This window comes from Pseudomonas sp. B16(2017) (genome assembly GCF_002113205.1).
Lineage (GTDB): Bacteria > Pseudomonadota > Gammaproteobacteria > Pseudomonadales > Pseudomonadaceae > Aquipseudomonas > Aquipseudomonas pharyngis.
This window is the reverse complement of the sequence record NZ_NEKA01000004.1, coordinates 1-15,179: the sequence shown is the minus strand read 5'-3', so window position 1 is coordinate 15,179 and position 15,179 is coordinate 1. Positions and strand designations below refer to the sequence as shown.

Sequence of the window (15,179 nt, the reverse complement as noted above, 5' to 3'; positions counted from 1 at the left end):
ACTGTTGAAAACCAGGGAGTTTGCCCCAAAACGGCACCATGGATCCATTTTTCTCACAGCTTTAATACTGTTTTCCTACATTTGCCTACGCCGAATCGGGGCCCAACAGTTATCCTTGCCCGCCCGTTTGCGCCTATCCTTTTTTTGTATGCAGTCGGGAACTTGTGGCTATGCGCCACTTACTCATGCAAGAGCCCGGCATTTTTGATCGACCGGCGCCCCGTCCCCCATTCTTGAGAGCCGCCATTATGTCCAACCCTGTGTCCACCATCCTTGTAGTAGAAGACGATGCCATCGTGCGCATGCTGATCGTCGATGTGCTGGAGGAGCTGGAGTTCAAGGTTCTGGAGGCAGATGGCAGCGAGCAGGCGCTGGAAATCCTCAAGGATACGAATCAGCACATCGACCTGATGATGACCGATGTCGGCTTGCCGATCATGGATGGCCGTCAACTGGCCACCGAAGCCCGCAATATTCGCCCCGCACTGCCGATTCTGTTTGCCAGCGGTTATGCCGAGACCATTGAAGTACCGGTGGACATGCATGTGATCGGCAAGCCATTTTCCATTGATCAACTGCGAGACAAGGTCAAAGCCGTTCTCGGGCAATCCTGAGCACGAGACTTCAATGTCTGAATGAAGCTTTCACGCGCCCTGTCGATCGCCTTCTCCCTCGGCCTCATCCGATGCAAACCCGATAAAAACGGATCACTCGATGCCTGGGTTATGGTCTAATCCGCGCGCCTTTTTTCCGTCACTTCGTTCCAGGAACCGTTTCTCATGAGTCAGCCCGCAACCAAAGTCCTCGTCATTGGTTACGTCTGGCCGGAACCTCGTTCCTCTGCGGCAAGCGGGCATGTGATGCAAATTCTCGAAACGTTCCTGCACCAGGGTTGGCAAATCACCTTTGCCAGCCCTGCCGGCGTTGGCGAACATCCGGCCGATTTGGGCGAACTTGGGATCCATACGGTCCCGATCGAACTGAACAACAGCAGTTTCGACACATTCATCAGCGAACTTGGCCCGGATATCGTGCTCTTCGATCAATTCATGATTGAAGAACAATTCGGCTGGCGGGTAGAAAAACACTGCCCCGACGCGTTGCGTGTTCTGGAAACCTCGGATTTGCAGAGCTTGCGCCATGCCAGGCATCAGCGTTTGAGGGACCGGTTGAAGGCCAGCGATGACGCGAACGACTTTAATGCGTTGTTCGCGCCTGCACTGCATGAAGAGTTCAGGCTGATGGCTGACACCGACCTGGCCAGGCGCGAGATTGCCGCGCTGTATCGCTGTGATCTGAATCTGATGATCTCGCCAGTGGAAATCGACCTGCTCGTACAGCAATTCAAGTTGCCACCCGAACTGTTGCACTGGTGCCCGTTGATGGTCGAACCGCCCAGCGCATCGCCAAAAAAGTTTGATGAACGCGTCGACTTCCTCAGTATCGGCAATTTCCGTCACGCGCCGAACTGGGATGCCGTGTTGTGGCTGAAATCGACAATCTGGCCGCTGATCCGCGAGCAACTGCCCAAGGCGCAGCTACGTATCTACGGGGCTTACACGCCCCCCAAGGCAGCAGCCCTGCACAATCCCTCACAGGGGTTCCATATCATGAACTGGGCGGAAGACGCCTTGCAGGTCATGTCTGATGCGCGTGTTTGTCTGGCCCCCCTGCGTTTCGGCGCGGGAATCAAGGGCAAATTGATCGATGCAATGCTTTGCGCAACGCCAAGTGTCACGACGCCGACAGGGGCTGAAGGCATGCATACCCACCAACCCTGGCCGGGGGCAATCTGCCGCACCGCGCAGGATTTCGCCAATGCCGCGGTCCAGCTTTATCGCGACGAAATACTCTGGCAAGCAACCCAATCCCGTGGACAAACGCTGCTCGAAGACATTTATCAGCGAGCCGTTCATGGGCCGGCACTGATCGACAAGTTGCTTGAATGCCGAAAAAACATTCAACAACGAAGACTCGACAACTTCACCGGCAGCATGTTGCGCCATCATTTACACAAGAGCACACAATACATGTCTCAGTGGATCGAGGCTAAAAACCGGAATAAATAGCACCATCGGAAAACTCTACAAACAATCGTCAATAAATTGCATCAACACTCACGTAGCCCGTCACTGATTTAAACTTTATAAACATCCTGCAAGTGGCTCTTTAAACAATCAGCATATCGCCACTCTTTTCGATCACTTATGCAGGACGCATTAATGGCAACTTACAACTGGATGAGCACGACCCCCGACATCGATTCGCTGAACATCTGCGAACTGACACTGCCCGGCACTCACAACGCGGGCAGTGACTGGCGCGCCACCTATCCGCTTTTTAGCCCTCCACGTCACTGGCTGGCGTGTCAGCACGATACTTTTCACGCGCAACTGAACCACGGCGCCCGTGCGCTCGACATTCGTCTGAAATATGAAGCCAATGGTAAAGGTGCGCGAAAGTTCGTCATGCACCACGGCGGCTATACAAACTCCCGAACACTGGAAGACCTGGCCAATGACATAAACAACTTCCTTGCAAAGAACCCGGATGAGTTCATCATCCTGGACTTTCACGAACTGAAGGGTAATGACTTCGATTTCGAATACTTCAACAACACGATCATCAACTTGCTGGGAGACCGCCTTGTACCCCGTATCAACCAGTCTCTCACTCTTCAAGAACTAAAACGCGTCAGCCCGAAACAGCGAGTTTTTGCGGCTGCAAGATCGCACTGGAAACTCGACTACAGAGTGTTTCACGATCAAATCAGTCATAAATGGTCGGAAAACGACATCACCAGTCCTGATGAATTGCGCCAATTCATTGAAAAAGTGATGAAAAACCCTCCAGGCACGTGGAATACCTGGTCGTTATCCGCCACCAGTTATACCTCCATTGGTGGTCCCGTCGACATTCATGACCAACTGAATGAGTGGTTCGACCTGGATAAAAGTGATTGGGCATTGAAGTGCAACATCATTAACGTCGACTTCATGGAAGAGTCCGACCTGATGGAGTTTTGCCGAGTCGCCAACGTGATTAAGGCCGAACAACGCTCGCTCTGAGCCGCAATGGAAACTGGCGCAACCGACGTGACAAGAGGCATGATCACCGGGCGATAACAATAAAAGCGCTCTGCCATGACCCGAACCGCCCGCGTCACCGACCCTTCTTATGAGCTGATGGATGACCACAACGGGTTGTCCATCATCTATCGCCAGCATGGCTTCCCCTGCCCGCTGGTGCGCTGGCATTTTCACAAGGAGTACGAGCTGCACCTGATCGTCGCCAGTTCGGGCAAGGTGTTCATCGGCGACTACATCGGCAACTTCTACCCGCAGACCCTGTTTCTCACCGGCCCCAATCTGCCGCACAACTGGATCAGCCAGGTGGCCGAAGACGAAGTGGTCGAGAAACGCGACATGCTGGTCAACTTCACCGATGAGTTGTTCGAAAGCGGTCATCAGGTGTTCGCCGAACTCAAGACCCTGGCGCCGCTGCTCGAGCGTGCGCAATACGGCATCGAATTCCGCTCCCCGCAGACAATCCGCCAGGCCATGACCCTGATGCAACGTATCGCCGATTCGAACGGCATCACCCGTCTCGGGCACTTTTTCATCCTGATGGAATTGCTGGCGGCCTGCGACGACTACCAGCTGCTGTCCGGCGCAACCACCCCGCAACTGGCCGACGAGCACAACATTGACCGCACCAACCGCGCAGTGGATTACATCTTCGCCCACTACGCCCGTGAGTTGCCGCTGGAGGAAGTCGCCGAGCACCTGGGCATGAAGCCGACCTATTTCAGCCGCGTGTTCAAGCAGGCCACCGGGCGCAACTTCATCGAATTCGTCAATCGCCTGCGCATCAGCAAATCCTGCGAACTGCTGGCGGACGGCGACAAACCGGTCACCGAAGTGTGTTTCGAGTCGGGCTTCAACAATATTTCCAATTTCAACCGGCGTTTTCAGCAGCTCAAAGGCATGACGCCTTCGCATTATCGGCGACTGGTGGTACAGCGCCTGACCGAGCAAAACCACGGCTGACGCCGGAAATCCTGTACGGATTAATGCAGGCCGTCCTTCTGAAACGCCCTTCCCTGCGTTTGCCGCATCAATCCCGAGTGCAAAAAAGTATCGACTCAAGTGCTAGGGATGATTTGTCAGCCCTGCGTCAGAAGGCTGTAATCAGTGCACATTCTTCCCCCGCCGGAAGAACACAAAAACAATAACTGTCCTTCTGCCCCCGCCGGGTGCAGAAAAGGAGTGCACGATGCAACCCACTGCAAAAGCTCTGCTGGCCCTCACCTGCATGACCCTCAGCAGCGTCAGCCTTGGCGCCCAGACCCTGACCATCGCCACCGTCAATAACAGCGACATGATCCGCATGCAAAAGCTCTCGAAAACCTTCGAGACCGAGCATCCGGACATCAAGCTCAATTGGGTGGTGCTGGAAGAAAACGTCCTGCGTCAGCGCCTGACCACCGACATCGCCACTCAGGGCGGACAGTTCGACGTATTGACCATCGGTATGTACGAAGCTGCACTCTGGGGCGCCAAGGGTTGGCTTGAACCGATGAAGGATCTGCCGGCCAGCTACGCCCTCGACGATGTGTTCCCATCGGTGCGCGAAGGCCTGTCAGTCAAAGGTTCGCTGTACGCCCTGCCGTTCTACGCCGAAAGCTCGATCACCTACTACCGCACCGACCTGTTCAAGGACGCCGGCCTGACCATGCCCGAACGTCCGACCTGGGAACAGATCGCTGGCTTCGCCGAAAAACTCACCCACAAGGACAAGGAACAGTACGGCATCTGCCTGCGCGGCAAGGCCGGCTGGGGTGAAAACATCGCGTTGATCACCACCATCGCCAACGCCTACGGCGCACGCTGGTTCGATGAGCAGTGGAAACCCGAATTCAGCGGTCCAGAGTGGAAAAACGCGCTGAACTTTTACGTCGACACCATGAAGAAGTCCGGCCCACCGGGCGCCTCCAGCAATGGTTTCAACGAAAACCTCGCACTGTTCAACAGCGGCAAGTGCGCAATGTGGGTCGATGCCAGCGTCGCCGGCTCGTTCGTCACCGACAAGACCCAAAGCAAGGTCGCCGATCACGTCGGTTTCACCTACGCGCCGCATCAGGTCACCGACAAAGGCTCGGCGTGGCTGTACTCGTGGGCGCTGGCGATCCCTACCAGCTCCAAGGCCAAGGATGCCGCCAAGGAATTCAGCGCCTGGGCCACCTCAAAAGAGTACGGCGCACTGGTCGCCAAGACCGACGGCATCGCCAACGTACCGCCGGGCACTCGCGCCTCGACCTACAGTGACGCTTACATGAGCGCCGCGCCGTTTGCCAAGGTCACGCTGGAATCGCTGAAAGCGGCTGATCCGAGCAAACCGACCCTCAAACCTGTGCCGTACATCGGCATCCAGCTGGTGACCATTCCTGAATTCCAGGGTGTAGGCACCCAGGTCGGCAAGCTGTTCTCGGCGGCGCTGATCGGCCAGACCACGGTCGACCAGGCACTGACCGCCGCGCAGCAAACCACCGAACGCGAGATGAAGCGCGCGGGTTATCCGAAGTAATCCTGCGAAAGCCTCTCCTGCCTTCTGTGGGAGCGGGCTTGCTCGCGAAAGCGGTGTATCAGTGAAACATTTGTTGTCTGACACCACGCCTTCGCGAGCAAGTCGAATCGTCGCACCGTCGCTCCCACATGGGATCTCCATAGGTCTGTATGACTCGGTTGTAAACGCCATGAATACTTCAACTGCCAAAGCCCACATCGACCTGTCGCAGCCCCGGCGCAAAAGCCGCGTGGCCAATCCCGGCTGGTTTCTGGTCAGCCCTTCGGTGGCCCTGTTGCTGCTGTGGATGATCGTGCCGCTGGGCATGACCGTCTATTTCTCGATGATCCGCTACAACCTGCTCGATCCGGGCACCAACGAATTCGTCGGGCTGGAAAACTTCACCTACTTCCTGACCGACTCCGGCTTCATGCCTGGCGCCACCAACACGTTGCTGCTGGTAGGCAGCGTGCTGCTGATCAGCGTGGTGTTCGGCGTGTTGATCAGTGCGCTGCTGGAGGCCAGCGAATTCTTCGGTCGCGGCATCGTGCGAGTGATGCTGATTTCGCCGTTCTTCATCATGCCCACCGTCGGTGCGCTGATTTGGAAGAACCTGATTTTCCATCCGGTGTCCGGGATCCTCGCCTACATCTGGAAGTTGTTCGGCGCGCAACCGGTGGACTGGCTCGCCCACTACCCGCTGCTGTCGATCATCATCATTGTGTCGTGGCAATGGCTGCCCTTCGCGATCCTGATCCTGATGACCGCCATGCAGTCCCTCGACCAGGAACAGAAGGAAGCCGCCCGCCTCGACGGCGCCGGCCCGATCGCGATTTTCTGGCACCTGACCCTGCCACATCTGGCGCGGCCAATTGCGGTAGTCGTGATGATTGAAACCATCTTTCTGCTGTCAGTGTTCGCCGAAATCTTCACCACCACCAACGGCGGCCCCGGCTACGCGTCGACCAACCTCGCCTACCTGATCTACAACCAGGCGCTGGTGCAGTTCGACGTCGGCATGGCCTCGGCCGGCGGCCTGATCGCCGTGGTCATCGCCAACATCGCCGCGATCATTCTGGTGCGGATGATCGGCAAAAACCTGACTGACAAAGCCTGAGGCCTGCCATGACTCTTCAACAATCCCGCCGGCTGCAAAGCCTGCTGCTCGGCACGCTGGCCTGGGCCATCGCGATCATCATTTTCTCCCCGATCTTCTGGATGGTGCTGACCAGTTTCAAGACCGAAATCGACGCTTTCGCCACGCCGCCGCAGTTCATCTTCACGCCGACGCTGGAGAACTACCTGCACATCAACGAGCGCAGCGATTACTTCAGTTTTGCCTGGAACTCGGTGGTGATTTCCTTCAGCGCCACGGCTCTTTGCCTGCTGATCGCGGTGCCGGCGGCCTACTCGATGGCGTTCTACGAAACCCAGCGCACCAAGGGCACGCTGCTGTGGATGCTCTCCACCAAGATGCTGCCGCCGGTGGGCGTGCTGATGCCGATCTACCTGCTGGCCAAGAGTTTCGGCCTGCTCGACACGCGCATCGCGCTGATCGTGATCTACACGCTGATCAACCTGCCGATCGTGGTCTGGATGGTTTACACCTACTTCAAGGACATCCCCAAAGACATCCTCGAAGCCGCCCGCCTCGACGGTGCCACCCTGGCTCAGGAAATGCTCCGCGTGCTGCTGCCGATCGCCAAGGGCGGCCTCGCGTCGACCGTGCTGCTGTCGCTGATCCTGTGCTGGAACGAGGCGTTCTGGTCGTTGAACCTGACTTCGTCCAAAGCCGCGCCACTGACCGCGCTGATCGCCTCCTACTCAAGCCCTGAAGGATTGTTCTGGGCCAAGTTGTCGGCCGTCTCGACCCTGGCCTGCGCGCCGATCCTGATCTTCGGTTGGATCAGCCAGAAACAACTGGTGCGCGGCCTGTCGTTCGGCGCCGTCAAATAAGAATTCGCAAAAGGAGCGCCACCATGGCCAACCTGAAAATCAAGAATCTGCAAAAAGGCTTCGAAGGTTTTTCCATCATCAAGGGCATCGACCTTGAGGTGAACGACAAGGAATTCGTGGTGTTCGTCGGCCCGTCGGGCTGCGGCAAATCCACCCTGCTGCGCCTGATCGCCGGCCTTGAAGAAGTCAGTGGCGGCACCATCGAACTGGATGGGCGCGACATCACCGAAGTCAGCCCGGCCAAGCGCGATCTGGCGATGGTGTTTCAGACCTACGCGCTGTACCCGCACATGACCGTGAAGAAAAACATGTCGTTCGCCCTCGACTTGGCCGGCGTACCGAAAGCCGAAGTCGAGAAGAAAGTCGGCGAAGCGGCGCGCATTCTGGAACTGGGCCCGATGCTGGAACGCAAGCCGAAACAACTGTCCGGCGGCCAGCGTCAGCGCGTGGCCATCGGCCGGGCGATCGTGCGCAACCCGAAAATCTTCCTGTTCGACGAGCCGCTGTCCAACCTCGACGCCGCCCTGCGGGTGCAGATGCGCCTGGAACTGTTGCGCCTGCACAAGGACCTCAAAGCCACGATGATCTACGTGACCCACGATCAGGTCGAAGCCATGACCATGGCCGACAAGGTCGTGGTGCTCAATGGCGGCAAGATCGAGCAGGTCGGCTCGCCGCTGGAGCTGTATCACAACCCCGCCAACCTGTTCGTCGCCGGTTTTCTCGGCACGCCGAAAATGGGCTTTCTCAAAGGGCAGATCGCGCGCATCGACGGCGCGAGTTGCGAAGTCTCGCTGGATGCCGGCACCCGCATCACCCTGCCCTTCAACGCGGCGAACCTGAGTGTCGGCAGCGCCGTGACCCTGGGCATTCGCCCGGAACATCTGGAGCTGGCACAAGCGGGCGACTGCACCCTGCAAGTCATCGCCGACGTCAGCGAGCGGCTGGGCAGCGACACCTTCTGCCACGTCAAGACCAACGCCGGCGAAGCCCTGACCATGCGTGTGCGCGGTGATCTGGCGAGCCGTTACGGCGAACAACTGAACCTGCACCTGGACGCTTCCCACTGCCATCTGTTCGATGCCGACGGCGTGGCGCTGACCCGCCCGTTGCGCGCGGCCGCCTGATTTCGAGACTGACCCGATGAAACTGAACAAGCAAAACCTCAACCGCCTGGCCACCGAAGTGAAACTGCCGGCCTACAGCCTCAGCGACACCCGCCAAGGCATCGCCCACATTGGCGTCGGCGGTTTCCATCGCGCGCATCAGGCGTATTACACCGACGCGCTGATGAACACCGGCGAAGCGCTGGACTGGGCGATCTGCGGCGTCGGCCTGCGCGGCGAAGACCGCCGCGCCCGCGACGATCTCAAGGAGCAGGACTACCTGTTCACCCTGTTCGAACTGGGCGACAGCGACGACACCGAAGTCCGCGTCATCGGCGCAATCCGCGACATGCTGCTGGCCGAGGACAGCGCCCAGGTGCTGATCGACAAACTCGCCGATCCGCAGATCCGCATCGTCTCGCTGACCATCACCGAGGGCGGTTATTGCATCGACGACAGCAACGGCGAATTCATGGCGCACCTGCCGCAGATTCAGCACGATCTGACGAACCCGCAACAGCCGAAAACCGTGTTCGGTTTCCTCTGTGCGGCGTTGGCCAAGCGGCGTGCGGCGGGCACTCCGGCGTTCACGGTGATGTCGTGCGATAACCTGCCGCACAACGGCGCGGTGACCCGCAAGGCGCTGCTGGCGTTCGCCGCGCTGCTCGATCCGGACCTGCGTGGCTGGATCGACGCCAACGTCAGTTTCCCCAACGCCATGGTCGACCGCATCACGCCGATGACCAGCACCGCGCATCGCCTGCAACTGGCGGACAAACACGCCGTCGACGACGCCTGGCCGGTGGTCTGCGAACCCTTCGTGCAATGGGTGCTGGAGGACAAGTTCGTCAACGGCCGCCCGGCGTGGGAAAAGGTCGGCGTGCAGTTCACCGACGATGTTTCCCCCTACGAAGAGATGAAGATCAAACTGCTCAACGGTAGCCATCTGGCGCTGACTTACCTGGGCTTTTTGAAGGGCTACCGCTTCGTTCACGAAACCATGAACGACCCGTTGTTCGTGCGCTACATGCGCGCCTACATGGACCTGGACGTGACCCCGCAACTGGCACCGGTGCCGGGCATCGACCTGACCGAGTACAAGGACACGCTGGTGGCGCGGTTTTCCAATCAGGCGATTGCCGATCAGTTGGAGCGGGTTTGCTCCGATGGCTCATCGAAGTTTCCCAAGTTCACCATTCCGACGATCAATCGGTTGATTGCCGATGGGCAGGAGACCAAGCGTGCGGCGTTGGTGGTGGCGGCCTGGGCGCTCTACTTGAAGGGCGTGGACGAGAATGGCGACACTTACTCGATTCCGGATCCTCGGGCGGCGTTCTGTCAGGGGTTGGTGGCGGAGGATGCTTTGATCACTGAGCGGTTGTTGGGGGTTGAAGAAATCTTCGGTACGGCGATACCGCGTTCGAAGGAGTTTGTGGCAGCGTTTGAGTGGTGTCTGAACAGCTTGCGAGAAGAAGGCGTGACTCGCACCCTCGAACACCTGTTGACCTGATCGTTCCCACGCTCTGCGTGGGAATGCAGCACGGGACGCTCCGCGTCCCTCGATCTGTGTGGAGCGCACATGACAACACAGCAACTGTTCCTCGGCATCGACTGCGGCACCCAAGGCACCAAAGCCATTATCCTCGACGCTGTCAGCGGTCAGGTTCTCGGCCAGGGCGCCGCCGCCCACACGATGATCAGCGGCGCCAACGGCCGTCGCGAGCAAGACAACGCGCAATGGCTGGAAGCCTTCGCCCTCGCCACCCGCCGCGCTTTATTGGCGGCAAATGTCGACGGTCAGTCAATCCAGGGCATCGGCGTTTCCGGCCAGCAACACGGCCTGGTGTTGCTCGACGATCAAGGCCAGGTCCTGCGCCCGGCCAAGCTCTGGTGCGACACCGAAACCACGCCTGAAAACGATCGCCTGCTGACTCATCTGGGCGGTGAACAAGGTTCGCTGGAACGCCTCGGCGTGGTCATCGCGCCGGGTTACACCGTCTCCAAATTGTTGTGGACCAAGGAGCAACATCCGGATGTGTTTTCCCGCATCGCACGGATCCTGCTGCCCCACGACTACCTGAATTTCTGGCTCACCGGCCGTGCGTGCAGCGAATACGGCGATGCATCCGGCACCGGCTATTTCAATGTGCGCACCCGCCAATGGGATTTGCAGCTGCTGCGCGACATCGACGCCAGCGGTCGTCTGCAATCCGCGCTGCCGGAACTGATCGACGCCCATCAAGCGGTCGGCACGATCCTTCCCGCCATTGCCGAACAGCTGGGCATCAACCCCAACGCGGTGGTGTCCAGCGGTGGCGGCGACAACATGATGGGCGCCATCGGCACCGGCAATATTCAGCCGGGGGCGATCACCATGAGCCTCGGTTCTTCCGGCACGGTATACGCCTACGCCGAGGCACCGAAAGTCAGCCCGGATGCGTCGGTCGCGACCTTCTGTTCCTCGAGCGGCGGCTGGCTGCCATTGATCTGCACCATGAACCTGACCAACGCCACCGGTGCGATCCGCGAACTGTTCAACCTCGATCTCGACGCCTTCAACGCCTTGGTGGCCCAGGCCCCGATCGGCGCCGAGGGTGTGAGCATGTTGCCGTTCCTCAACGGCGAACGCGTGCCGCCCCTGCCCCACGCCACCGGCAGCCTGCATGGCCTGACCATCGATAACCTGACCCAGGCCAATCTGTGCCGCGCCGCCGTGGAAGGCACCACCTTCGGCCTGCGTTATGGACTGGATCTGTTGCGCCAGAATGGTTTACAAAGCCGCAGCATTTGCCTGATCGGCGGCGGCTCGAAAAGCGCGGTGTGGCGGCAGATCGTCGCCGACATCATGAACACCCCGGTGATCTGCACCGAGCAGAGCGAAGCCGCAGCCCTGGGCGCGGCGATTCAGGCGGCGTGGTGCAAATCGTGGTCGAACGGCCACGAAGACACCCTGGCCGACCTGTGTCAGCGCTGCGTGAAGCTCGACCTGAACAGTGAAACCCTGCCGGTTGCCGCGAATGTCGCGGCGTTCCAGCAGGCCTATGAACGCTATCGACTGCATGTCGCAACCTTATAAAGAGCAAACAACTATGTACCTGGTGTGTGGCGAAGCACTGTTCGACTTCTTCAGCGAAGACGATGCCGGCGGACAGGCATCGAAAGTCAATTTCAAGGCGATTGCCGGTGGCTCGCCGTTCAACGTGGCGGTGGGTTTGCGCCGTCTGGGCGTGGATTCGGCGCTGTTTGGCGGGTTGTCCAGCGACTACCTCGGCAGACGCTTGCATCAAGTGCTGCGGGATGAAGGCGTGCGCCCGGACTATCTGGTGGATTTCGCTGCGCCGACCACCCTGGCGATGGTCGCGGTGGGTGCCAACGGCTCGCCGCATTACAGCTTCCGGGGTGAAGGCTGCGCCGACCGTCAGCTGAGCCTGACCCATCTGCCATCGCTGGGCCCGGAAGTGCGCGGCTTGCACTTCGGTTCGTTCTCGCTGGTGGTGCAACCGGTTGCCGATACGTTGCTTGCGCTGGTGCAACGCGAAAGCGGTAAACGCCTGATCAGCCTCGACCCGAACGTGCGCCTCAACCCCGAGCCGAACATCGACCTGTGGCGCGAGCGGATCGCCACGCTGGTGCCGTTGGTGGACCTGATCAAAGTCAGCGACGAGGATTTGAACCTGCTGTACCCCGAGCAGGATCCGGCGCGGGTTATCGAAGGTTGGCTGCAGCATCGCTGCCAAGTGGTGTTTCTGACCCGTGGCGGTGAAGGTGCAACAGTCTTCAGTCGCGCTCACGGCTCATGGTCGGTGCCGGCCTCTTCGGTGAAGATCGCTGACACCGTCGGTGCCGGCGATACCTTCCAGGCCGCTTTGATCACCTGGCTGACCGAACATGAACTGGACTCGGTGGAAGGTGTTCAGCACCTTAACCGCGAGCAGATCGACGGCATGCTCAGGTTTGCCGTACAGGCCGCCGCCCTTACATGCAGCAAAACAGGTCCGGATTTGCCTTATCGCCACCAGTTGACCTGACCGCGTAGACTGGCGCCCTTTTTTGCACGACGGGATGACGGCTTTTGAATTCGCGGCGCACGGTTGGACTGTTGGTATTGGCGGCACTGTTGACCGGTTGCGGGACATCGCCGCCGCGTTCGCCGGAAAACCTCTGCGAGATTTTCCGCGAAAAAAGTGATTGGTACGACGCGGCGCAAGTCACGCAAAAGCGCTGGGGCGTGCCGATCCAGGTGCCGTTCGCCATCATGTATCAGGAGTCCGGCTACCGCTATGACGCCAAGACGCCGCGCAAATACCTGTTGTGGGTGATCCCGTGGGGCCGGGTTTCGACGGCCTCCGGCTATGCACAGGCCAAGGATGAAGTCTGGTCCGACTACCAGAAAAGCACCGGCCGGTACGGCGCCGACCGCGAAGACTTCGACGACGCCATCGACTTCGTCGGCTGGTACATGGACAAGACCACCTCGATCAACGGCGTGTACAAATACGACGCCTACAACCAGTACCTCAACTACCACGAAGGCTGGGGCGGTTTTCGCCAGAAGACCTACGCCAGCAAGGCGTGGCTGATGCCGGTGGCGCGCAAGGTGCAGAACCGCTCGGACATGTACGGTCAGCAATACGCAGCGTGCAAGGATGATCTGAATCGCGGATTCTGGAGCCGGTTCTGGCATTGGCTATAGCGGAGCTCGCAATGACGCCTTCGCGAGCAGGCTCGCTCCCACAGGTTCTACGTCATTCACTAAATTTGTGGTTACCGTAGATCCCTGTGGGAGCGGCGGTGCGACGATTCGACTTGCCCGCGAAGGCGTCAGTTCAGACACCGCCAACCTATGGGTTACAACACCGAAAAGTTGTAGCTCACGATCAACCGGGTCTCATCCACATCCCGGGCAAACTTCTCGTAGTTCGTCCGGTAAGTCGCATTACGCAAGCGCAGGCTGACGTCCTTGAACGTCCCGCTCTGAATCACGTATTTCAACTCGCTGTCGCGTTCCCACTCTTTGCCTTCCTGATCGCTGCCCGGGACCTTGATGTGATCGCCGTTCACGTAGCGGGTCAGGAAACTCAAACCGTTGATGCCGATCGCCTTGAAGTCATAGTCGTAACGCAGCTGCCAGGAGCGTTCCTGAGCGGCGGCGAAGTCGTTGACCTGCACGTAGTTCACCAGATACGGGTTGCTGCCATCCAGATACGGCATTGAATTGTCGCCGTTCATGCGCTGCCACCCGGCGCTGAAGGTGTGGCCGCTGATGCCGTAGGACAGCATTCCGCTCAAGGCGCGGTTGTCGATGGAGCCGGCTTTCGCATCACCGCTGTCGGCGCTTTTCAGCAAACGCAGATCGGCTTTCAGCACGCCGTCACCCAGCGGCTGATTGGCCAACAAACCCACGAAGTGCTGGCGATAGATGTCTTCCAGCTCGGCGTAGTGGTACTGCGCGGTCAGGCGATCGTTGATCTTGTAGTCGAAGCCGTACATGTCGAAATGATCGGCGGTGGTGTTGCAGGCATAGCGCTTGTTCTTGCAGTGCACGCGGATGTCTTGCGAATCGCTCGAATCCCGGGCGGTGTACTTGTCCAGCCTCGCGGCCATGAAGGTCAGGTCCTTCACCTCTTTGGAGGTCAGCATCGCACCGTTGAACATGGTTGGCAGCAGACGGCCGTCGTTGTACTTGAGCAGCGGCAGATCCGGCAGCAACGCGCCGTATTTCAGCACCGTATCCGAGACTTTGACCTTGGCGGTCAGGCCCATTTTTGCGTACTGACCTTTCGAACCGCGCGGGTTCTCGCCACTGGACGGCAACAGGCCGCTGTTGCTGCGATCCGGGCTGGAGTCGAGTTGAAACCCGAGCATGCCCAGCGCATCGATCCCGAAACCGACAGTGCCTTCGGTGTAGCCCGATTGCAGATTGAGAATAAAGCCCTGCGCCGACTCTTCGCGCTTGGACGCGCCCTGATCACTGGAGGTGTGCCCGTCACGGAAATCGCGGTTGAAGTACACTGTGCGCGACTCGATCTTCGCCGTGGTGTCTTCGAAAAAACCGCTGGCCTGGACCTGCGCGGTAAAACCGGCGCACAGCACAAAGGCTCCGAAGCCAAGCGACTGGCGCGGGGTGATGAGGGGAAATGGGGGACGCATTGAAAACTCCAACAGAACAACGATTGCGCTGGGCGCAAACAAACAAAAACAGCTCCCGTCCCGGAACAGTGAAGAACCGTGAGGAAGTGAATACGCGGGGGTGAACGGCAATGATGGCAGATGGCTTTGACGTGCTACAGGCGACTTTAGTCTGAAACTGACTGGTTGTTCCGCTGACATCCGTGCGCAGGATTTTCCGATTGTGCGAAATGCGTGAATCCCGCTACATTTGTTTCTTGCTTATTCAAGGATGGAATTCAAAGCATGCTGGACGCCAATGCCACTCACATCAGGTTTGCCATTGAAGGCGCTTCGGCCGACCTGCAAGTCCTCAGCTTCACCGGTCGCGAAGCCCTCAACGAGCCGTTCCGTTTCGACCTCGAACTGGTCAGCGCCCGTCCC

Annotated in this window: 13 protein-coding genes and 1 pseudogene; 13 read left to right on the top strand and 1 reads right to left on the bottom strand. The window is 58.9% G+C overall.

Annotation, left to right across the window (positions count from 1 at the left end):
• Positions 1-248: 248 nt before the first annotated feature.
• The 12 genes from CAG25_RS07700 to CAG25_RS07645 all read left to right on the top strand — a co-directional run bounded on the left by CAG25_RS07700 (position 249) and on the right by CAG25_RS07645 (position 13,320).
• Positions 249-614: a response regulator gene (locus tag CAG25_RS07700; protein WP_085610238.1), complete on the top strand. Its 366-nt coding sequence runs from the start codon at positions 249-251 to the stop codon at positions 612-614.
• Positions 615-779: 165 nt separating this feature from the next.
• A complete protein-coding gene (locus tag CAG25_RS07695; protein ID WP_085610237.1) occupies positions 780-2,069 on the top strand; it encodes a glycosyltransferase in 1,290 nt (429 codons plus the stop codon).
• Positions 2,070-2,222: 153 nt separating this feature from the next.
• Positions 2,223-3,068 carry a phosphatidylinositol-specific phospholipase C domain-containing protein gene (locus tag CAG25_RS07690; RefSeq protein ID WP_085610236.1) on the top strand — a complete coding sequence of 282 codons (846 nt, stop codon included), beginning with the start codon at positions 2,223-2,225 and terminating at the stop codon, positions 3,066-3,068.
• 75 nt (positions 3,069-3,143) lie between these two features.
• The gene (locus CAG25_RS07685; protein WP_085610235.1) at positions 3,144-4,049 is read left to right on the top strand and encodes an AraC family transcriptional regulator; all 906 of its coding nucleotides are present in this window, start codon (positions 3,144-3,146) and stop codon (positions 4,047-4,049) included.
• A 226-nt stretch (positions 4,050-4,275) separates the two neighbouring features.
• Entirely contained in the window at positions 4,276-5,586 is a 1,311-nt protein-coding gene (locus CAG25_RS07680) for a sugar ABC transporter substrate-binding protein (RefSeq protein WP_085610234.1), read from the top strand.
• 169 nt (positions 5,587-5,755) lie between these two features.
• Complete coding sequence (locus tag CAG25_RS07675) at positions 5,756-6,682, top strand: carbohydrate ABC transporter permease (RefSeq protein WP_039768250.1); 927 nt, start codon at positions 5,756-5,758, stop codon at positions 6,680-6,682.
• Between the two features lie 8 nt (positions 6,683-6,690).
• Complete coding sequence (locus tag CAG25_RS07670; RefSeq protein WP_085610233.1) at positions 6,691-7,521, top strand: carbohydrate ABC transporter permease; 831 nt, start codon at positions 6,691-6,693, stop codon at positions 7,519-7,521.
• 23 nt (positions 7,522-7,544) lie between these two features.
• On the top strand, positions 7,545-8,648 hold the full coding sequence (locus tag CAG25_RS07665) for an ABC transporter ATP-binding protein (protein WP_085610232.1): 1,104 nt from the start codon (positions 7,545-7,547) through the stop codon (positions 8,646-8,648).
• A gap of 16 nt (positions 8,649-8,664) precedes the next feature.
• On the top strand, positions 8,665-10,137 hold the full coding sequence (locus CAG25_RS07660) for a mannitol dehydrogenase family protein (protein ID WP_085610231.1): 1,473 nt from the start codon (positions 8,665-8,667) through the stop codon (positions 10,135-10,137).
• Positions 10,138-10,206: 69 nt separating this feature from the next.
• Positions 10,207-11,703: a xylulokinase gene (gene xylB, locus CAG25_RS07655; RefSeq protein ID WP_085610230.1), complete on the top strand. Its 1,497-nt coding sequence runs from the start codon at positions 10,207-10,209 to the stop codon at positions 11,701-11,703.
• Positions 11,704-11,716: 13 nt separating this feature from the next.
• Positions 11,717-12,655: a carbohydrate kinase gene (locus CAG25_RS07650; protein WP_085610229.1), complete on the top strand. Its 939-nt coding sequence runs from the start codon at positions 11,717-11,719 to the stop codon at positions 12,653-12,655.
• 44 nt (positions 12,656-12,699) lie between these two features.
• A complete protein-coding gene (locus CAG25_RS07645; RefSeq protein ID WP_085610228.1) occupies positions 12,700-13,320 on the top strand; it encodes a hypothetical protein in 621 nt (206 codons plus the stop codon).
• 155 nt (positions 13,321-13,475) lie between these two features.
• On the opposite strand, the gene CAG25_RS07640 is transcribed toward CAG25_RS07645, so the two are convergent.
• Positions 13,476-14,777 (bottom strand): OprD family porin, encoded by a 1,302-nt coding sequence (locus CAG25_RS07640; protein WP_085610227.1) that lies wholly within the window; start codon positions 14,775-14,777, stop codon positions 13,476-13,478.
• Between the two features lie 264 nt (positions 14,778-15,041).
• On the opposite strand from CAG25_RS07640, the pseudogene CAG25_RS28790 reads away from it, so the two are divergent.
• Positions 15,042-15,179, top strand: a pseudogene (locus tag CAG25_RS28790) (type VI secretion system tip protein VgrG); the annotation flags it as partial.